This window comes from Amorphus orientalis (assembly GCF_030814015.1).
Lineage (GTDB): Bacteria > Pseudomonadota > Alphaproteobacteria > Rhizobiales > Amorphaceae > Amorphus > Amorphus orientalis.
This window is the reverse complement of sequence record NZ_JAUSUL010000002.1, coordinates 232,344-250,672: the sequence shown is the minus strand read 5'-3', so window position 1 is coordinate 250,672 and position 18,329 is coordinate 232,344. Positions and strand designations below refer to the sequence as shown.

Sequence of the window (18,329 nt, the reverse complement as noted above, 5' to 3'; positions counted from 1 at the left end):
CCGAGATGACCAACCCGGAAACGCCGCCCCCGCCGCCCAAAGCGTCCGAAAGCCGCTGGCCCCGCGTGCTGGCCCGCGGACCGCTGGAGCTGATCGCCATGGCCCTGATCGCGATCGGCGTGGTGATGATGTGCCAGCCCTTCTCGATCGCCGTCTTCGGATCCTCGTTCGGGTTCGTGCTGGCCGGAACGGTCGGCTTCATGATCGTCAGCCATTTTCCCGAGTAGATCCGTCATGGCCGAAATCCGCCTCGTCAATCTGCGCAAGGCCTTCGACGACTTCGTCGCGGTGCGCGACACGACGCTCACCATTCACGAGGGCGAGTTCTTCGCCCTGCTCGGCCCCTCCGGCTGCGGCAAGACGACGACGCTGCGCATGATCGCCGGCCTGGAGATGCCGACCTCGGGCCGCATCGAACTGGACGGGCGCGACGTGACCTCCGTGCGCGCCGCCAAGCGCGACATCGCCTTCGTGTTCCAGATGTTCGCGCTCTATCCGCACCTGCGGGTGAAGGACAACATCGCCTACCCGCTCCGCTCCCAGGGGATACCGGCGTCCGAACGCAAGGAGCGGATCGACGAGGTCGCCAGGGTGCTGAGGATCGAGCATCTCCTGAAACGCCGGATCTCGTCGCTTGCCGGCGGCGACCGGCAGCGTGTCGCGCTCGCCCGCGGCATGGTGCGCCGGCCGCGCGCGTTCCTCATGGACGAGCCGCTGGGCACCCTCGACGCGGAGATGCGCAGCGCGATGCGCGAGGAGCTTCGCGGGCTGCACGACCGGATCGGCGCGACCTCCGTCTACGTGACCCACGACCAGATCGAGGCCATGAGCATGGCCGACCGCATCGCCGTCATGAGCAAGGGCGACGTGCTGCAGGCAGCCCCGCCGATGGAGCTCTATCTCAACCCCGCCTCGCTGTTCGTGGCCGGGTTCGTCGGCTCGCCCGCCATGAACTTCATCGAGATCGAGGGGCCGCTCGCGCCCGGGGCCACGTCGGCGCAGGCGGCCCTGCCCGGCGCGCCGGAGCTTCCCGTGCCCGCCCTGCCGGAGGGAGCTTCGGGCCAGAAGCTGGTCCTCGGCATCCGGCCGGAGCACCTGAAGGTCGGCGCGGACGAGCCGATTTCCGGCACCGTCTTCGCCACCGAATATCTCGGCTCGCACCGGCTCGTCGTCATCGAGACACCGGCCGGCCGGCTCAGGGCCCGCGTCGCCAAGGGGCTCGCCCTGAAGATCGGCGACCGGATCGGAGTCGGCGTCGACCCGGCCTGGGCGATCCTGTTCGACGCCGACACCGGCCTTGCGCTCAATCGCACGACCCCGCCGGAAACCGCAGCCGGCCACACCCCGATGCTCCATGCGGAGGCCTCCCATGGTTGAGATCGCGTTTCAGGCCGTCACCAAGGATTTCGGCGCCACCCGCGCGGTGGAATCCCTCTCTTTCACCATGCAGGACGGCGAGTTCTTCGCGCTGCTCGGCCCGACCGGGGCCGGGAAGACGACCACGCTCCGCCTCGTCGCGGGGCTGGAGCGGCCCGACTACGGCCGTATCCTGATCGGGGGGCGCGATGCGACCTCGCTGTCGCCGCCCCAGCGCGACGTCGCGTTCGTGTTCCAGCAATATTCGCTCTATCCGCACCTGACCGTGTTCGAAAACCTGGCCTTCCCCCTGAAGGCGCCGGGCAAGCGCCTGTCGGACAAGGACATCAAGTCACGGGTGGAGGCGGTCGCGGAGAAGCTCCGCATCGAGCACAAGCTCGGCAACAAGGCGACCCGGCTGTCGGGCGGCGAGATGCAGCGCGTGTCGATCGGCCGCGCGCTGGTGCGCGAACCGGCCTGCTTCCTGATGGACGAGCCGCTGTCGTCGCTGGACGCGAAGCTGCGCGAGGAGCTCAGGGCGGAACTGAAGCATCTGCAGGTGGAGCTGGGCGCCACAATCCTCTATGTGACCCATGACCAGGTCGAGGCGATGACGCTTGCCGACCGGGTCGGAGTCCTGATCGACGGCCGCCTGCACCAGATCGACGCGCCGGAAGTCCTCTACGAGACGCCGGCCGACGTCGCCGTGGCCCAGCAGGTCGGCCATCTGCCGATCAATCTGTTTTCAACCGAGGCTCTCGGTCTCACCGGTTCGGGCATCGACCGTATCGGAATCCGGCCGGAACACGTTCGCATCGTGCCGGCCGCCGAGGCCGGGCCGGACGACACGCTCGGAGATGTGGTGAGGACGGAACGTCTGGGAGCGGAGGACGTCATCACCGTGAGCGCCGGCGGGACCACCGTCTATGCCGCGCAGCCGCCGGCGCCCGTCGGAGGCGTTGCCGGGCGGATCGCAGTCCGGATCGAGCCGGCCTTCGCGCTCGCGTTCGACCGCGACGGCAACCGGCTGCCCGTGCGGACCGGCGACAGGAACGCGGCCGCGTTCGTCTCCCTGGTCGAGGCCGCCCGCGACCTGACGCAGCGGCTGCAGACGGACGGACCGGACGGGTCCGAAACACAGGCGGAGGAGGTACACAGTGTCCGCTGACTGGCTCAAGCCGGCGATCCAGGCGGTTGCCGAAACGCTGATTGCCCATTCCGAGGAGCTGTCCGATCTCGACAGCGCGATCGGCGACGGCGACCACGGCCACAACATGAAGCGCGGGTTCCAGGCGGTGCTCGAGCAGATCGACCAGATCGCCGCCGAAGAGCCGCCCAAGGCGCTGCAGAAGATCGGCATGACGCTGGTGGGCAAGGTGGGCGGCGCATCCGGCCCGCTCTACGGGACCCTGTTCATGCAGGCCGGCAAGAGCTGGGACGGCACGCCGAGCGTGGCCGCGGTCGCGGCGGCGGTCGAAGGCGGGCTGGACGGCGTCAAGGCGCGCGGCAAGGCGACCGCCGGCGAGAAGACCATGATCGACGTCTGGGAGCCGGTCGTCGCCGCCCTCAAAGAGGCGTCGGACAAGAGCGGCGCGGACGCGGCCGCCGCGGCCCGGTCGGCCGCCGAGACAGGTCTGGAAGCCACCCGGGAGATGAAGGCCACCAAGGGGCGCGCCGCCTATCTGGGCGAACGGTCGATCGGCCATCTCGATCCCGGCGCCCGGTCCAGCGAGCTGATCGTGCAGACGCTGTCGGATCTCGTGAGTAAAGGAGTAGCGCCGTGAGCGATACGAGCAGCGAAGACCATGTCGCCATCGGCATCGTCTCCCATTCCAAGGACGTCGCCCGAGGCGCCGCCGACATGGTGCGCCAGATGGTCGGCGACAGCGTCGTCGTGGCGTTTACCGGCGGCAATCCGGACGGTGGCCTCGGCACCGACGCCACCGAGATCGGGGCGATGATCGAGAAGCTCTGGCGGCCCGCCGGGGTGGTCGTCCTCGTCGATCTGGGCGGCGCGGAGATGAACACCGAAATGGCCATCGAATCGCTCCCGGAAGAGCGTCAGGGCGTGGTCCGCATCGCCAACGCTCCGATCGTGGAAGGCGCGGTGACCGCCGGAACCATGGCGTCCACGGGCGCCTCGCTCGCCGCGGTCGTCGAGGCTGCGGAAGAGCTCGGAGGATAGAAGCATGAGCGCAACCGCATCGACGGCGGAAGCCAGTGTCGTCCTGACCAGCGAGGTCGGCCTGCATGCCCGGCCCGCCGTGAAGCTCACCCAGGAAGCGGCGAAGTTTTCCTCGACCATCGAGCTGTCGATCGACGACACCGGGACGTGGCACAACGCCAAGAGCGTGGTGAAACTGATGAAGCTGAAGGCGCGGACGGGATCGACCGTGCATCTGCGCGCGGAAGGCGAGGATGCGGAGGAGGCCGTGGCGGCGCTGGTATCGCTTGTGGAGCGCGATTTCGATGGCTGAACCGCTTCGCCGCCGGGACCCCGCCGGGCCGGTCCGCATCGGGGGCACCCTCGCCTCGCGCGGAACTGCCGTGGGCACGCTGGCGGTCGAACGCACCGCGAGCGAGGAAGCCGGCGCGATCGGCGACGAGGCCCACGAGCGGGCGCGGCTGGCGGCGGCGATCGAGCGGGCGAAGGCGGAACTCACCGCCCTGCTCGCCGATGCCGACGACCTGGCCGGCGAGATCCTGGGCTTTCAGCTCGCCCTTCTCGACGATCCGGAGCTGATCGCGCCGGGCGAGGCCGCCCTTGCCGACGGTCGCGGCGCCGCAGCCGCGTTCAGCCTTGGAATCGGCAGCCTGATCGACGACTACGCCACCGCCGACGACGAGTATTTCCGCGCCCGTGCGTCCGATCTCAGGGACCTCAAGGCACGGGTTCTGCGCGCCCTGTCCAATGCCGTCGACCCGTCCCAGATCGCCGAGGGCGCCATCATCCTCGTCATGGACGAACTCACCCCGTCCCGGTTTCTGGAGCTGGACTTCGCCCACGTGCGCGGCATCGCTTCGCGCATCGGCTCGCCCACCAGCCATGTCGCCATGCTTGCCCGGGCCCGCGGCCTGCCGCTGCTGGTCGGCCTCGATCTGACAGAAGACGCGCTCGACGACCTGACCGACGGATCCCCCGCCGTGCTCTCAGTCGGATCGCTCGATCAGCTCGTGATCGATCCCGATGCGGAAACCCTCGCCTCGGCGCGCAAGGCCGCTTCAGACGCCGCAGCCGAAGACGCCGAATCCCGCCGACTGGAAGGAGAGCCGGCCCGGACCGGCGATGGCACCGCGATCACGGTGCTGGTCAATGTCGACGGGCTCGCCACCATCGCGGATGCGGATCCAGACGTGTGCGACGGCGTGGGACTGACGCGCACGGAGTTCCTGTTCGCCGACGGACCGGCGGACGAGGACGCCCAATACGAGACCTATCGACGGATCGTGGAATGGGCGGACGGGCGGCCGGTCACGATCCGGACCCTCGACGCGGGCGGCGACAAGCCGGTGCCCGGGATCACGCCGGACGGCGAGACCAATCCCTTCCTCGGCCTGCGCGGCCTGAGGCTGTCCCTGGCCCATCCGGATCTCTTCCGGACCCAGTTGCGCGCGCTTCTGCGGGCCGCGGCTCACGGACCGGTCAAGATCATGCTGCCGATGGTGACGGTGCCGGAGGAACTGGTGCAGGCCCGCGCGCTCATGGATGAAGCTGCAGAAAGCCTCGCAAAGGCAGGCGTGCCGACCGGAGATGCGCCGCTCGGCATCATGGTGGAGACCCCGGCCGCGGCGCTGGAGGCGGCGCGGTTCGAGGCCGCAGAGTTCTACTCCATCGGCACCAACGACCTGATCCAGTACGTGACGGCCGCCGCCCGCGACACCGCCAGCGTCGCCTATCTGCAGGACCCGCTGTCGCCGGCAGTCCTCCGGCTGATCGCCGAGGTCGCAACCGCCGGACGGACGCGCGGTGTCGAGGTGAGCGTGTGCGGCGAGGCGGCGAGCCTGCCGGAGGTCATCCCGGCGCTGCTCGATTGCGGGATCCGGACGCTGTCGGTGCCGCCGGCGGCGGTCGGCCGGACCAAGCGCGCCATCGCCGCGCACCGGCTCGGATAGGGGCGGAGAAGGCCCGTCATGCCGTCATCCTCCGAACGCGCCGCAGCCTCTCGCCAGGAGCGCATCCAGTTCTACAAGGAGATCCTGCGCGACTGCCTGGACCGGCGGCCGTCAGGCGCGCGCCAGAAGATCGCGCGCGTGCTCGGCACCCATCGCAGCTTCGTCTCGCAGATCACCAATCCGGCCGATCCGACCGCGATACCTGCGCGCCACGTTGCCCTGATCCTGGAACTGGTGCACGCCTCGCCGAACGAGCGGGAGCGCTTTCTGGCCGCCTACCACCAGGCCCACCCGAAACAGTCCGCCAAGCTCAAGACCGACACCGACCTGCCGCTCAAGACCGTGCACATCGAGATCCCCGTGCTGCCGGACCCGTCGGCCCAGGCCGCGCTGGAGGATCTGGTGCGCGACACGGTTTCACGGCTGGTCGCCATCGCCCGCATGCAGAGCGACAGCGCCAAGGAGGAATAGACCCATGAAGAAATTCATCAATTCCGTGGACGACGTGCTCTCCGAGAGCCTGCACGGTTTCGCTTCCGCCTACGCTCCGATCGTGCGCCTGCGGGAAGACCCGACCTTTCTCCTGCGCACCGGCGGTCCGGTCTCCGGCAAGGTGGCGCTGGTGTCGGGCGGCGGCAGCGGCCACGAGCCGCTGCATGGCGGCTTCGTGGGCAAGGGCATGCTCGACGCGGCCTGCCCGGGTCAGGTGTTCACCTCGCCCACGCCGGACCAGATGATCGCCGCGGCGGAGGCCGTCGACGGCGGCGCGGGCATCCTGTTCATCGTCAAGAACTACACCGGCGACGTGATGAACTTCGACATGGCCTCCGAGATGATCGGCGACGGCGCCGCCACGGTCCTCGTGGACGACGACGTCGCGGTGGAGGATTCCAGCTTCACCTCCGGCCGGCGCGGCGTCGCCGGCACCCTGATCGTGGAAAAAGTGGTCGGCGCCGCTGCAGAGGACAGACTCGACCTCGCCTCTCTCAAGGCGCTGGGCGAGAAGGTCAACGACAAGACCGGCTCGATGGGCGTGGCGCTCACCTCCTGCACGGTTCCGGCTGCCGGCAAGCCGATGTTCGATCTCGGCGAGGACGAGATGGAAGTGGGCGTCGGCATTCACGGCGAACCGGGGCGGCACCGCGAAAAGCTGGCCCCGGCCGATTCCATCGCCAAGCTCCTGGTCGAGGCGATCCTGGAAGACCTGAAGCCCCAGAAGGGCCAGAAGGCGCTGCTTCTGATCAACGGCATGGGGGCGACGCCGCTGATGGAGCTGACCCTGCTTTACGGCGCCGCGCGCAAGGAGTGTGAGGCCGCCGGCCTCGAGATCGAGCGCTCGCTGGTCGGAAACTACGTGACCTCCCTGGACATGGCCGGCGCGTCGGTCACGCTCACCCTTCTCGACGATGAAATCACCGGCTACTGGGACGCACCCGTGATTACGCCCGCGCTCCGCTGGGGCGCCTGACGCAGAAGCCGTTCGGCCCGTCCCGGACGTGTGTCCCCCGTGACCCGCTCCGGAGGCAAACGCGCAACCCGTCCAATCTGGGCGTGCCAGCCACTGGCGTAAAATGCTAAGTTTGCAGGCGGATGCGTCGGCTAAATCGGCAGGCGCGTGATTTGGCTCGCGGCGCATTGCGCCTGCGTCCGGATCAGGCAACTGCGGTCGATCTTGCAGACGCTCGCAGGCGGCGGGAACAGGGCGATGACCAGACACTATTCATTTTGCAACTCGGCCGGCGTGCGTTCGGCATGCGCCCTGCTCGCTGCGGTCGGCCTCCTGGCGCTCGAGTCGGGCCGCGCGGAGGCGGCGGACCCGGTCGAACCTGCTCCGGTCGTGGCCGAGGTCCCGGCCTCCGCCTGGACCGGATCGATCGCCCCCTATGTATGGATGTCCGGCCTTTCCGGTACGACGGCGAATTTCGGAGCCCCTTCGGTCCATATCGACCAGAGTTTCTCCGACATCGTCGATGCCCTGGATTTCTCGCTGATGCTCGCCGGGCAGGCGCGCTACGGACGCTTCAGCGTTTCCACCGACTTCCTCTATCTGAAGACCACGTCGAAGAACGCGACGCCATTCGGGCGGCTCGCGTCCACGGCTAAGGTCGGCACGAAGACGCTGGAATTCACCGCGCTCGCCGGTTACGCGCTGGTGGACAACGACAAGCTCCGGCTCGACGTGGTGGGCGGCGCGCGCTTCTGGAACGTCGAGAACGCCCTCTCCTTCCAGGGCGGGCGGCTCGACGGTATCAAGGTCACCGACAACGGCACCTGGGTCGATGCCATGGGCGGGCTCAAGGGCCGGTTCGACATGACCGAACGCGCCTATCTCACGGGCTGGGCGCTGGCAGGCGCAGGCGGTGCCGATTTCGGATGGGACGTGCTCGGCGGCGTCGGCTACGACCTGAACGACCGGTTCTCGGCCGTGGCCGGCTACAGGGCCGCCGGCGTCGACTACCAGAGCGGAACGTTCGAATACGACGTGACGATTCAGGGTCCGATACTCGGTGTCGTCTATCGGTTCTGAGGCCGGCCGACATCGCACCTATGCACGCGGCGCGACGGTTTGCGGCGGTCTCTGAACGACACGGGGCCAGCCACATGGAATGTTCAATGCGACCGGCGAAGATCCGCGGTCGCTGAGGGGGCTATGAATGGTTATGACAGGTCGCAGCACGGGTCTCTGGCTGGTGCTCTTTCTGGTTCTCTGCGGCTTCGGGATCGCGGCGGGACCGGTGCAGGCCCAGGAAGCCGCGGCGATCGCGGCGGCCGAAGGCGGGTCCGGCAGCAGTGACAGCGACGAGAGTGCCGCCTCGGTCGCCAGCGAGCTGGCTCCCCTCACCGCCGAGCAACGGTCCGCGCTGATCGGAAAGATGACGGACTCCCAGGCGCGCGACCTGCTGCTCTACTATCTCTCCGAGAACGCTCCGGCCGCCGACGCCGCAAGCACCGCCCAGGGTCACACGGCCGCAGCTTCGCTGAAGCTGCTGCAGGCGAAAGGCACGGCGCTTCGCAAGAACCTGGCCGCGGTGCTGTCCCAGTTCGGAAACGTCATCGGCGACTATGTCGGCAAGATGCAGGAGCGTCTGCGCGTCAGCGTCGGCCAGGGCGGTCTTCTGCTCGTTTTCGGGACGATCCTCGGCCTGGCGCTGGCGGGCGTGGTGGTCGAGGCCGTCTACCGGTTCCTGACCCGGTCGATGGTCTCCCGCTACGAGGCGGCACCGATGGACACGGTTCGCCAGAAACTGTCGCGAGCGTTCGGCCAGTTGCTGCACGGCCTGGGCGCCATCGTTGCCTTCGCGCTCGGCTATGTGGGCGTCTTCTTCGTGATCTGGGGCGGCGACGTCCCGCGGCGCGACTTTCTGATCGTCGTTCTCTTGGCGATCCTGATCACACGGGTCACCGTGGCGGTCGTCCGGTTCGTGTTCCTGCCCAACCATCCCGCCTGGCGCATCATGCCGGTCGACGACGAGGCCGCAGCCCACTTCGTGCGCGGCACAAGACGTCAGGTCACGCTTGGCGTGGTGCTTCTCCTGTTCGGAACTCTGGGACGGATGTGGGGCGTGGAACCGGACATCTGGCGGCTCGGCTGTCTGCTGAGCGCCATCCTGTTCACCGCCTCCTTCAGCTTCTTCCTGTGGCGCTACCGTCGCCATGCGCTGCGCACCTTGCGTGCCGCAATCGGAAGCGGGGGGGTTCCGGCATGGGCGCAGGGCGCAGCCGGCTGGAGCTGGTACGGCCTGGCCCTCGGCTACGTGATGGTCGCCTTCCTGATCGGCGTCTACGCGCTGCTGATGGGCCTTCCGTTCGATCCGATCAAGGCCGCCGCCGGTTTCCTGGTGCTGTTCGTTCTGAACCCGTACCTCAGCTCCCTCGGCAAGCTGATCTTCATGGGAGAGGAGGCCGTCGCGACAGCCAAGGGGCCGATGCAGATCGTCATCACCGATCCGGACGACGGCGAACGCATGGTGATGACGCGCAGCGATCGCGGCAGCGAAACCGCAACGGAGGACCAACAGGCCGAGGGGACGGCAGACGCCGAGCCGAAGGAGATGAGCGAGGCCTCCAAGGCCGTGCTGCGCGACAAGCGGGTTCTCGGCCGGGTCATCTCTATCTCCGCCCTGGTGATCTCGCTGGCGCTGTTTGCCTTCGTGATCGGTGTGGATGCGTTTTCATCGACCCATGAATATCCGATCGCCCAGTTCGCGATCCGCGTGCTTCTGAACATCGGCGTCATCGCGCTTCTGAGCTACGTGGCCTGGGCGATGATCGCCGCCTGGATCGACCGGAAGCTGGCGCAGGAAGAGGCCAACAAGCCGGAAGGCCAGGTGTCCGACGACGGACCCGGCGGCCCCGCCGGCACCCGGCTGCAGACCATCCTGCCGATCTTCCGCCGCGCGGTGCAGATCATCATCCTGGTGATGGCCGTCATGGTGGTGCTTTCGGCCATGGGCGTGAACATCGCCCCGCTGATTGCCGGCGCCGGCATCTTCGGCCTGGCCATCGGCTTCGGCTCCCAGACGCTGGTGAAGGACCTGATCTCCGGCCTGTTCTTCCTGATGGACGATGCGTTCCGGATCGGCGAGTACATCGAGGCGAGCGGGACGGCCGGCACCGTCGAGCGGTTCAACGCGCGCTCGCTGGTGCTGCGCGGCTATCTGGGCGCCGTCTACACGGTCCCCTACGGCGACCTCGGCAAGGTCACCAACTACAGCCGCGACTGGGTGATCATGAAGCTGCGCTTCCGGGTCCCCTACGACACCGACATCGACAAGGTCCGCAAGATCTTCAAGAAGATCGGTCAGGAGCTCCTGGAAGATCCGGATATCGGGCCGGACTTCCTCCAGCCGTTCAAGTCGCAGGGCGTGATCAAGATGGACGATTCCGCCTTCATCGTCTCCGGCAAGTTCATGGCCAAGCCGAACCGGCAGTGGGGCATCCGCAAGGCGGTCTACCAGAAGGTCCAGAAGGCCTTCCAGGAGAACGACATCCACTTCGCGCCGAAGCGCGTCATCGTGGACGTGCCGAACGCGGCCGAGATGGAGGATCACGATCCCCAGAAGGCGGCGACCACGCGGGCGGCCGCAGCAGCGGCTGTGGCGTCGGACGACGCGGCGGAGAAGAAGACGGGCTAGCTTCCGCGCCGGAAATCGAGAAAGCCCATCGTGCCGAGCGGAAAGAGCGTGAGCGCGTCGTCCGTCGCCTCCACGATCTCGAAGCAGCGGGGCTCGTCGTCCCGGGCGAGCGGGTGGGCGATCAGGTAGGGACCGGCTCCGCGCGAGCCTTGGCAGGTGCCGGCGATCTCCACCACGAGGCTGTCGGTCGGCACGTTGTCGTAATACTCCTCGAACAGGGCTCCAGCGATCAGGAGCGTGTAGGCCTGATCTTCCGTGGAGATCCAGTAGCCCTGGAGACGGGCACGGACGTCTGCGAACGGGTCATCGCCCTCTTCGCGGGCACCGCGGATCGTGACCTCGGCCAGAGAGCCCGCGTAGGAGATCATGTCGCCGGACCAGACCATCGGCGTGTTCACGGGCACGTCCATCAGGCGCTCGATGGTGGCCGTGGGCGTCGCCCCGCCGGTTGTCGCGCGGTACCGGTAGCCGTTGGCGTAGAGATCGCACCAGAACGTGGTGTCGGTCCCCTCGCAGCCGCCGAGCAGACCGGCGATGGTGTAGGGCTCGCCATGGGTGCCGGGCGGATCCCGGTCGACCTCACCGGGAGCGGCGGCCTTCTGGCTGGCAGCCTGCGCCGGCTCCTTCGCCGCGTCGGCCGTCAGACGGTACCGGAAGCTCAGAACGCCTTCGGGCAGTTCGATCCGGTTGAAGGTGGACCGTTCGTAGCCCCGCGCCGCGCAGTTCGTGTCGCCCCTGATCGTGAAGACCTCCGGCGACGTGCAGAACATGAACCGGGACTCCTCCCAGTCATAGCGGGAGGAGGTCGCGCGCCAGTAATAGCTCTGCCGCGTCAGCTCGCCCTTCAGCGTCGTCTTGCAGGCATCCGGCTCAATCCGCCACCAGCCCTCCGACGCCCATTCTCCATCGTCGGCCTCGTAGCCGACCGCCACGCTGACCCCGACATCCGTCTCGTTGCAGAACTGAAGCTCCGCGGCGGCGGAGTGCAGGCCCCCGTCCAGTCCCGCCAGCGCCGTCGACAGACAAGCCGCGATCAGTAACCGTCTCATGTTCGCTCCCCCCAACCGACCGACACGCATCCGCGCCTCCCCACCATAGCGGGCGTTCGCGTCGGCGCCGACCCCTGCGACCGTCTCGGCACTTCGGGCGGGAATGGCCGTTCGCCCCATTGTCGGCTCCGGCGAGAGCGATAAAGTATCTCCGGGCGATCCCCTCGCCCCCTGCTCGTTTCGAGGACACTCTCACGCATGACCCTTTCGAACGGACGGCCCTACGTCGCCATCCCCGGGCCTTCGGTGATGCCCGACCGCGTTCTGGCCGCCATGCAACGGCCCGCGCCCAACATCTATCGCGGCGCGATCGTCGATCTCACCCATTCCATCCTGGCCGACCTCAAGCGCGTGGCAAAGTGCACCGCCCACGTCGCGCTCTATATCTGCAACGGCCACGGCGCCTGGGAAGCCTCGCTCTGCAACATGGCCTCGCGCGGAGACCGGATGCTCGCCTGCGCGAACGGGCATTTCGGGCTCGGCTGGGCCGACGCGGCCCGCCGCATGGGCATCGACGTCGAGACCCTCGATTTCGGCCGATCAGCGCCGATCGATACTGACCGGCTCAGCGAGACGCTGAAGGCGGATCGGGACCACGAAATCAAGGCGGTTCTTGTTACCCATGTCGATACCGCGAGTTCCGTGCGCAACGACATTCAGGCCGTGCGCGCAGCAATCGACGCGGCCGGCCACCCGGCCCTTCTCGCCGTCGACGCCATCGCCTCGCTCGGCTGCGATCCGCTCCACTTCGACGACTGGGGCATCGACGTTCTGGTCGCCGCCAGCCAGAAGGGCCTGATGACGCCGCCCGGGCTCGGCTTCCTGTGGTTCTCCGACAAGGCGCTGGAACAATCCCGTTCGGCCGATCTCGCCACCCCCTACTGGAGCTGGATCCCACGCATCGAGGCGCGGGTCTTCTCCCACACGTTCGGGGGCACCTCGCCCACCCATCACCTGTTCGCCTTGCGCGAGGCCCTCGACATGATCGAGGAGGAAGGCCTCGAGCACATCTGGGCGCGCCACCGGGCGCTTGCCGGCGCGGTGTGGGCTGCGTTCGACGTCTGGGGGCAGGACGGGCCGATCAGCCTCAATGTGGCCGACCCGGCCATGCGCTCGCGCGCGGTCACGGCAGCCCGGATCCGAAATGGCGGCGGCGAGGCGCTCCGCGGCTGGGTCGAGACCCAGGCGGGGGTGACGCTCGGGATCGGGCTCGGAATGGCGCTTGCCGACGATCCCACTCACGACGACTTTTTCCGGGTCGGCCACATGGGCCACGTCAACGCCCACATGACGCTCGGCGTGCTGGCAACCATGGAAGCCGGCCTGCAGGCACTGCAGATCCCGCACGGGTCGGGCGCCCTGGACGCCGCCGCAGGTGCCATCGTCCGCGCCATTCCGGAGATCGGCGCGCCCGCCCCGGTTTCGGCCTGACGATCTCATCTCCTGACGGAGCCATCCAATCGCCGGGACCATCAGGCCCGGCTCAAGCGAAGGACGGACATGCTCGAAGTGCAATGCGAGTTCCAGGTCGACTGGAGCGAGTGCGATCCCGCAACCATCGTCTACAACCCGAATTTCTACGACTGGATGGAGCGGAGCATCAACCAGCTCCTGGACGCCGCCGGAACAGGGATCGACAAGGTTCTCGCGACCGATCCGGATTTCAGAGGCGTCCCGCTGGTCAAGGCGAGCGCGGACTTCCACGCCCCCGCCCGCTTCGGCGACGTTCTTGTGCGTACCTGCCGGATCGCCCGTCTCGGCCGATCCTCCCTGGACCTCGAGCACCGGTTCTTTCTGGGCGACACCCTCATCGTCGAAGCCAGGCAGACCCGGGTCTGGAGCGGCGTCGATCCGGACGACCGCTCCCGCATCCGATCGCGGCCCATCCCGGACGACGTGAAAAGCGCATTCGAGGCCGACCGCGTCGTCCGCATCCGCTCGATCACCGAAGGCTGAGGCTTTTCGGGAACAATCCGCCGCAGTCGCCGTTGGGCGGTCAGGCCGGTCAATCCGGCCCCCGCCAGCCGACGAGAGGAGCAGACCATGGCTGTTTGCGATCAATGCGGCAACGACTACGACAAGTCCTTCCAGATCCTGAAAGACGGCCGGACCTACACGTTCGACAGCTTCGAGTGCGCCACCCACGCCCTCGCACCCGTCTGCAACGCCTGCGGCGTCCGGATCACGGGTCATGGCGTCGAGCAGAACGAGACCGTCTACTGCTGCGCCCACTGCGCCGAAAGAGCCGGTGCGGGAGGTCTTCGTGACCGCGCCTGACGACCGCGATGCCGACGGACGACCCGTCTACAGCGCAAAAAAGGTAAGGCAGGGCGAAGTCAATCTGTCCAGTCGTGCGCGGCGGAGCCTGTTCGGCGGCGGACTGGCCGGGATCGTCGTCGTCGGGCTGCTGCTTATCTTCCTGGTGTAGGGATCAGCAGCCGGGCGACTGGAGAGTTTCGCCGGTCCCGAATGCGCCATCCGCGTAGGGCCAGACGGTGATCTCCGAACAGTCCGCCCCGGTTGACCAGACCGACACGAGCGCACGGTTGAGCCCGTCCCAGGAGAGCCGGCCAACCGTGGTCGAGGCCACTGACGGGTCGCCGGGCTGACCGAATTCGACCAGTGTGGCGGCCTGAGCGCCGTCATTCATGACCGCCACGAAAGGCGCGTTGTTTCCCGGTTGGCCGCAGGGCAATACATAAAGCGTGGCGCTGTCGCCCAGAGGCACGGCGACCGCATCTGACTGCGAAAACGCCTCGGGTTCGATCTCACTGCAGGACAGGGTCGGCTCGGACCATGCCGATCGCACGTCGTCGGGAAGCGCCTGGGTTGAGACGATCACGGGCGACGCCGGGCCGTCGACCGGCTCAGCCGGCCCGCGCTGAGAGACTGCCGTCTCGGTGCCCGCGCGCCTCTGGCGCTGATCGAGCCAGTCGGCAAGGGTCTTGAACCCGTTGAGCGACAGCCGCTCCGACGTGTCCCGGTCTCCGGTCTCCAGCTGGGCATGGCGCCCCTGGGCGAGCAGGCTTGCCTCGAGCGAGCGGAGTTGGAGCGGGTTCGCACACGGCGTCAGGCCGTTTCCCTGGAGATGGCGGGCGTAGGCGGCCAGCGGGCTTTCCGGCGCAGTCTGCAGAAGATCGGTCCAGGCGACCTGCGGGCTCGACAATCCGGCACTGGCCATGATCGTAGCCCCTTCAACGGCCAGGAGCCAGGTGCCGGTGCCATCCGGCGAGACCGGCTGATAGCAGGCAAACGCCGGTGCCTCCGCCGCCGGTGCACGGAAGACGACGAGCTGCCCCTGCTCTGTTTCGGTCTGGATTGCGCACACGCCCGAACTCAGGCAGTAGCCGCTCCAGTCTCCGCTCTCGCGGTAAATTGGAGGACCGTCGGCCGCAGCGGCCGGCAGGATCATGGATCCGGCCAGGAAAGCTCCCAATAGCCCCAAGCGCATGATGGCCCCTCCCTCGGGATCCGCAGCAGCGTACACGCCGGTCAGGGATAGCGGCTCGAACGCGCAATGGCCACCCGACGGCGGGAGGCCAGAACCGAATGATCAGGCGCCGGCAGCGGACAGGATTTCCGGGTCCACAACGGCTCCGGACGCAACAAACCAGGGATTGAGGAAATCGGCCGCATCGGCCCGGCCGCGCTTGCCGTAGCGGAGCGGCGCCCCGTCGAGCGTGACGGTCCGGCCGCCGGCCGCCCGCAGGACCGCATCGCCGGCCGCCGTGTCCCACTCCATGGTCGGCGCAAGTCGCGGATAGAGGTCCGCCTCGCCGGCGGCGATCCGGCAGAATTTCAGGGAAGATCCGGCGCTGACGATCCCGCTGACCCCGGCCCGGTCGAGAAAGGCGTCCGTCTCCGGCGACCGGTGCGAGCGGCTCGCGAGCGCAAGCGGTCCTTCCGCCGACGGCGCACGCACCCGGACGGAACGACGGTCGGCCAGGACACCGTCCCTGACCAGGGCGCACTCGGCGCCCTCGCCGGTCGTGCCGAAGCAAAGCTCTCCGAGCGCCGGCGCATAGACGATGCCTGCCACCGGAGCGGCATTGACGATCAGCGCAATATTGACGGTGAACTCGCCGTTGCGGTTCAGGAACTCCTTGGTGCCGTCGAGCGGATCCACAAGGAAGAAGGCGGCCGGGGTCTCCGGAATGCGGCCGGCGGCGACCTCCTCCTCAGCCACAACAGGGATACCGGGTGCAAGCTCGGCCAGATGGCGCAGGATGACGGCCTCCGCCGCCTTGTCCGCCGCCGTCACCGGAGACCCGCCATCCTTGATCTCCGTCGCGGTCTCGCCGCTCTCATAGATGCGCATGATTTCCGCGCCGGCCTCGAGGGTCGCCGGCAGGAAGGCGGTGATGGCAGGGGCTTGCATTGGATCCTGAGGTCTCTGGAAAGGGGCCGGTGGGGAGGCCTGTCTATCAGGCGCCGTCTACAAGGGCGAGCCACGCGTCCTCGTCCATGACCTGCAGGCCGAGGTCTTGCGCCTTCTTGAGCTTGGACCCGGCACCAGGCCCGGCGACCACGATATCGGTCTTCGAGGACACCGAACCGGACACCTTCGCGCCGAGGGATTCCGCCCGCGCCTTGGCCTCGTCGCGGGTCATCTTCTCCAGCGATCCCGTGAAGACGACCGTCTTGCCGGCGACCGGGCTTGAAACCGTGTCGGTGCTCTCGTCCTCCGGCGCGACTTCCTTGAGGAGCTCCGCGACGGCCTCGCGGTTGCGGTCTTCGGCGAAGAATTCTTTGAGGGCTTCCGCGACTGTTTCCCCGATGCCGTCATAGGCGACGAGATCGTCGTGGGCAGCCTCGTCGCCTTCCGAAAGCTTGTGCATCGCCTCCTCGAAGGCGGCCCAGCTGCCATAGCCCTGCGCCAGGATCTTGGCCGTGATGTCGCCGACATGGCGGATGCCGAGCGCGAAGATGAAGCGGCGAAGCGCGATCTGCCGCCGGGAATTGATCGATTCGAACAGGTTTTTCACCGAGGTGGGGCCCCACCCTTCCCGGTTTCTGAGCTTCGTCAGCCCGTCCGGGTTGTTCTCCTCTTTCTCGAGCCTGAAGATGTCGGCCGGCGTCTGCACCAGTCCGTCCTGGTAGAAGGCCTCGACCTGTTTCGCCCCGAGACCCTCGATGTCGAAGGCGGCGCGCGAAACGAAGTGCTTCAGCCGCTCCACCGCCTGGGCCGCACAGACGAGACCGCCGGTGCAGCGGCGGACCACGTCCTCCTTGCCGGTGCGCGGATTGATGTCGCGCACGGCATGGCTGCCGCAGACCGGGCAGAGGGTCGGGAACTCGAACGGCTCGGTCCCGTCCGGCCGATGGTCCAGCAGCACCTGGACCACCTGGGGGATGACGTCGCCGGCGCGCTGCACAACGACCGTGTCGCCGACGCGCACGTCCTTGCGGGCGATCTCGTCCTCGTTGTGGAGGGTGGCGTTGGAGACCACGACGCCGCCGACGGTGACCGGTTCCAGCTTGGCGACCGGCGTCAGCGCGCCCGTGCGGCCGACCTGGATCTCGATCGCGTTGACGACCGTGGTCGCCTTCTCGGCCGGGAACTTGTGGGCGACGGCCCAGCGAGGCGAGCGCGACACGAAGCCGAGCCGGCGCTGATAGTCGAGCCGGTCCACCTTGTAGACGACGCCGTCGATGTCGTAGCCGAGACCGGCCCGCCCCTCCTCGATCTCGTGATAGACGGCGATCAGCTCGTCCGGCGTGCGGCAGCGGCGCATTAGCGGATTGGTCACGAAGCCCCAGGACTTGAACATCTCCACCATGTCGAACTGGGTGTCGCGCGGCAGGTCCGGGATTTCTCCCCAGGCATAGGCGAAGAACTTGAGCGGCCGGCTCTTCGTAACGCTGGAATCGAGCTGGCGCAGGGATCCGGCGGCGGCGTTGCGCGGATTGGCGAAGACCCGGCCGCTCTCGGCCTCCATCCGTTCGTTGAGGGCGCGGAAATCGGCGTGGGTCATGTAGACCTCGCCGCGCACCTCCACCCGATCCGGGGCGTCCTTCGGCAGCTTGACGGGGATGTCGTCGATGGTGCGGGCGTTCGCGGTCACCGCCTCGCCGACGGTGCCGTCGCCGCGGGTGGCAGCGACCGTGAGCCGGCCGTCCTCGTAGCGCAGGTTCAGGGACAGGCCGTCGATCTTCGGCTCGGCGGTGAAGGTGAGGTCGTCGTCGTCCGACAGCCGGAGGAAGCGGCGGATGCGGGCGACGAAATCGACCACGTCCTCGTCGGAAAAGGCGTTGTCGAGCGACAGCATCGGAACGGCGTGCCGCACTTCCGAGAACGCGTCGCTGGGTGCGGCACCGACCGTCTGGGTGGGACTGTCGGGTTGGATCAGATCGGGAAAGGCAGCCTCAATGGCCTCGAGGCGCCGGCGCAGCGCGTCATAGTCCGCGTCGCTGACGCTCGGCGCGTCCTGTTGATAGTAGCGCTTGTCATGAGCCCGGATTTCGTCGGCGAGGCGCGCGACTTCCGCTTCCGCCTCCGCCCTGCCGAGATCCGAAACCTCTTTGTCTTCGCGATCCTGAGCCACCCGTCGCTCCGCTGACATCACTCTTTCGCGACTTCTCTCGCACACATTCCGCCGTTTCGCGACTGTCGCCGGATCGAGAACAGCCTGTTTCCCCGGCGCCGGTTCACATGGCTCTCAGAACGCACAATTTG

The 18,329-nt window shown here is 67.8% G+C and carries 19 protein-coding genes; 15 read left to right on the top strand and 4 right to left on the bottom strand.

Features of this window, described 5'->3' with window-relative positions:
- Nucleotides 1–5 precede the first annotated feature (5 nt).
- The 11 genes from J2S73_RS08995 to J2S73_RS08945 all read left to right on the top strand — a co-directional run bounded on the left by J2S73_RS08995 (nt 6) and on the right by J2S73_RS08945 (nt 10,604).
- Nucleotides 6–227 carry a hypothetical protein gene (locus J2S73_RS08995; RefSeq protein WP_306885180.1) on the top strand — a complete coding sequence of 74 codons (222 nt, stop codon included), beginning with the start codon at nt 6–8 and terminating at the stop codon, nt 225–227.
- A gap of 7 nt (nt 228–234) precedes the next feature.
- Complete coding sequence (locus tag J2S73_RS08990) at nt 235–1,377, top strand: ABC transporter ATP-binding protein (RefSeq protein ID WP_306885179.1); 1,143 nt, start codon at nt 235–237, stop codon at nt 1,375–1,377.
- A complete protein-coding gene (locus tag J2S73_RS08985) occupies nt 1,370–2,524 on the top strand; it encodes an ABC transporter ATP-binding protein (protein WP_306885178.1) in 1,155 nt (384 codons plus the stop codon). The genes J2S73_RS08990 and J2S73_RS08985 overlap by 8 nt, the downstream gene beginning before the upstream one ends.
- Nucleotides 2,514–3,140 (top strand): dihydroxyacetone kinase subunit DhaL, encoded by a 627-nt coding sequence (dhaL, locus tag J2S73_RS08980; RefSeq protein WP_306885177.1) that lies wholly within the window; start codon nt 2,514–2,516, stop codon nt 3,138–3,140. The genes J2S73_RS08985 and dhaL overlap by 11 nt, the downstream gene beginning before the upstream one ends.
- Complete coding sequence (gene dhaM, locus J2S73_RS08975; RefSeq protein WP_306885176.1) at nt 3,137–3,541, top strand: dihydroxyacetone kinase phosphoryl donor subunit DhaM; 405 nt, start codon at nt 3,137–3,139, stop codon at nt 3,539–3,541. Before dhaL ends, dhaM begins: the two co-directional genes overlap by 4 nt.
- 4 nt (nt 3,542–3,545) lie before the next feature.
- A complete protein-coding gene (locus J2S73_RS08970; protein ID WP_306885175.1) occupies nt 3,546–3,833 on the top strand; it encodes an HPr family phosphocarrier protein in 288 nt (95 codons plus the stop codon).
- Nucleotides 3,826–5,469: a phosphoenolpyruvate--protein phosphotransferase gene (gene ptsP / locus J2S73_RS08965; RefSeq protein ID WP_306885174.1), complete on the top strand. Its 1,644-nt coding sequence runs from the start codon at nt 3,826–3,828 to the stop codon at nt 5,467–5,469. Before J2S73_RS08970 ends, ptsP begins: the two co-directional genes overlap by 8 nt.
- Before the next feature lie 18 nt (nt 5,470–5,487).
- Nucleotides 5,488–5,940, top strand: a complete 453-nt coding sequence (locus tag J2S73_RS08960; protein WP_306885173.1) for a hypothetical protein — start codon at nt 5,488–5,490, stop codon at nt 5,938–5,940.
- A gap of 4 nt (nt 5,941–5,944) precedes the next feature.
- Entirely contained in the window at nt 5,945–6,937 is a 993-nt protein-coding gene (gene dhaK, locus J2S73_RS08955; protein WP_306885172.1) for a dihydroxyacetone kinase subunit DhaK, read from the top strand.
- 237 nt (nt 6,938–7,174) lie between these two features.
- Nucleotides 7,175–7,996, top strand: a complete 822-nt coding sequence (locus J2S73_RS08950; RefSeq protein WP_306885171.1) for an outer membrane beta-barrel protein — start codon at nt 7,175–7,177, stop codon at nt 7,994–7,996.
- 127 nt (nt 7,997–8,123) lie between these two features.
- Nucleotides 8,124–10,604 (top strand): mechanosensitive ion channel family protein, encoded by a 2,481-nt coding sequence (locus J2S73_RS08945; RefSeq protein WP_306885170.1) that lies wholly within the window; start codon nt 8,124–8,126, stop codon nt 10,602–10,604.
- Here J2S73_RS08945 and J2S73_RS08940 read toward each other — a convergent pair.
- Complete coding sequence (locus J2S73_RS08940; RefSeq protein WP_306885169.1) at nt 10,601–11,653, bottom strand: DUF1036 domain-containing protein; 1,053 nt, start codon at nt 11,651–11,653, stop codon at nt 10,601–10,603. The genes J2S73_RS08945 and J2S73_RS08940 overlap by 4 nt on opposite strands.
- A 198-nt stretch (nt 11,654–11,851) precedes the next feature.
- On the opposite strand from J2S73_RS08940, the gene J2S73_RS08935 reads away from it, so the two are divergent.
- The 4 genes from J2S73_RS08935 (at nt 11,852) to J2S73_RS08920 (ending at nt 14,081) form a co-directional block, all read left to right on the top strand.
- The gene (locus J2S73_RS08935; protein ID WP_306885168.1) at nt 11,852–13,084 is read left to right on the top strand and encodes a pyridoxal-phosphate-dependent aminotransferase family protein; all 1,233 of its coding nucleotides are present in this window, start codon (nt 11,852–11,854) and stop codon (nt 13,082–13,084) included.
- A 69-nt stretch (nt 13,085–13,153) separates the two neighbouring features.
- Nucleotides 13,154–13,609: an acyl-CoA thioesterase gene (locus J2S73_RS08930; RefSeq protein WP_306885167.1), complete on the top strand. Its 456-nt coding sequence runs from the start codon at nt 13,154–13,156 to the stop codon at nt 13,607–13,609.
- Nucleotides 13,610–13,696: 87 nt separating this feature from the next.
- The gene (locus J2S73_RS08925) at nt 13,697–13,930 is read left to right on the top strand and encodes a metallothionein (RefSeq protein WP_306885166.1); all 234 of its coding nucleotides are present in this window, start codon (nt 13,697–13,699) and stop codon (nt 13,928–13,930) included.
- Complete coding sequence (locus J2S73_RS08920) at nt 13,917–14,081, top strand: peptide ABC transporter permease (protein WP_306885165.1); 165 nt, start codon at nt 13,917–13,919, stop codon at nt 14,079–14,081. Before J2S73_RS08925 ends, J2S73_RS08920 begins: the two co-directional genes overlap by 14 nt.
- Nucleotides 14,082–14,084: 3 nt before the next feature.
- On the opposite strand, the gene J2S73_RS08915 is transcribed toward J2S73_RS08920, so the two are convergent.
- The 3 genes from J2S73_RS08915 to ligA all read right to left on the bottom strand — a co-directional run bounded on the left by J2S73_RS08915 (nt 14,085) and on the right by ligA (nt 18,216).
- A complete protein-coding gene (locus tag J2S73_RS08915) occupies nt 14,085–15,104 on the bottom strand; it encodes a DUF1176 domain-containing protein (RefSeq protein ID WP_306885164.1) in 1,020 nt (339 codons plus the stop codon).
- Nucleotides 15,105–15,206: 102 nt separating this feature from the next.
- The gene (cysQ, locus tag J2S73_RS08910) at nt 15,207–16,031 is read right to left on the bottom strand and encodes a 3'(2'),5'-bisphosphate nucleotidase CysQ (RefSeq protein WP_306885163.1); all 825 of its coding nucleotides are present in this window, start codon (nt 16,029–16,031) and stop codon (nt 15,207–15,209) included.
- 46 nt (nt 16,032–16,077) lie between these two features.
- Nucleotides 16,078–18,216, bottom strand: coding sequence for an NAD-dependent DNA ligase LigA (ligA, locus tag J2S73_RS08905; RefSeq protein ID WP_306885162.1), 2,139 nt, complete (start codon nt 18,214–18,216; stop codon nt 16,078–16,080).
- Between the last annotated feature and the right edge of the window lie 113 nt (nt 18,217–18,329).

Excerpts from the sequence above, each read along its gene's own strand:
- J2S73_RS08930 (WP_306885167.1), top strand. The coding sequence starts at position 13,154 with ATGCTCGAAGTGCAATGCGAGTTCCAGGTCGACTGGAGCGAGTGCGAT.
- J2S73_RS08970 (WP_306885175.1), top strand. The coding sequence starts at position 3,546 with ATGAGCGCAACCGCATCGACGGCGGAAGCCAGTGTCGTCCTGACCAGC.
- cysQ (WP_306885163.1), bottom strand. The coding sequence starts at position 16,031 with ATGCAAGCCCCTGCCATCACCGCCTTCCTGCCGGCGACCCTCGAGGCC.
- dhaK (WP_306885172.1), top strand. The coding sequence starts at position 5,945 with ATGAAGAAATTCATCAATTCCGTGGACGACGTGCTCTCCGAGAGCCTG.
- J2S73_RS08945 (WP_306885170.1), top strand. The coding sequence starts at position 8,124 with ATGGTTATGACAGGTCGCAGCACGGGTCTCTGGCTGGTGCTCTTTCTG.
- J2S73_RS08940 (WP_306885169.1), bottom strand. The coding sequence starts at position 11,653 with ATGAGACGGTTACTGATCGCGGCTTGTCTGTCGACGGCGCTGGCGGGA.
- J2S73_RS08925 (WP_306885166.1), top strand. The coding sequence starts at position 13,697 with ATGGCTGTTTGCGATCAATGCGGCAACGACTACGACAAGTCCTTCCAG.
- J2S73_RS08950 (WP_306885171.1), top strand. The coding sequence starts at position 7,175 with ATGACCAGACACTATTCATTTTGCAACTCGGCCGGCGTGCGTTCGGCA.
- J2S73_RS08935 (WP_306885168.1), top strand. The coding sequence starts at position 11,852 with ATGACCCTTTCGAACGGACGGCCCTACGTCGCCATCCCCGGGCCTTCG.
- J2S73_RS08960 (WP_306885173.1), top strand. The coding sequence starts at position 5,488 with ATGCCGTCATCCTCCGAACGCGCCGCAGCCTCTCGCCAGGAGCGCATC.
- J2S73_RS08985 (WP_306885178.1), top strand. The coding sequence starts at position 1,370 with ATGGTTGAGATCGCGTTTCAGGCCGTCACCAAGGATTTCGGCGCCACC.
- J2S73_RS08995 (WP_306885180.1), top strand. The coding sequence starts at position 6 with ATGACCAACCCGGAAACGCCGCCCCCGCCGCCCAAAGCGTCCGAAAGC.
- ligA (WP_306885162.1), bottom strand. The coding sequence starts at position 18,216 with ATGTCAGCGGAGCGACGGGTGGCTCAGGATCGCGAAGACAAAGAGGTT.
- J2S73_RS08990 (WP_306885179.1), top strand. The coding sequence starts at position 235 with ATGGCCGAAATCCGCCTCGTCAATCTGCGCAAGGCCTTCGACGACTTC.
- J2S73_RS08915 (WP_306885164.1), bottom strand. The coding sequence starts at position 15,104 with ATGCGCTTGGGGCTATTGGGAGCTTTCCTGGCCGGATCCATGATCCTG.
- ptsP (WP_306885174.1), top strand. The coding sequence starts at position 3,826 with ATGGCTGAACCGCTTCGCCGCCGGGACCCCGCCGGGCCGGTCCGCATC.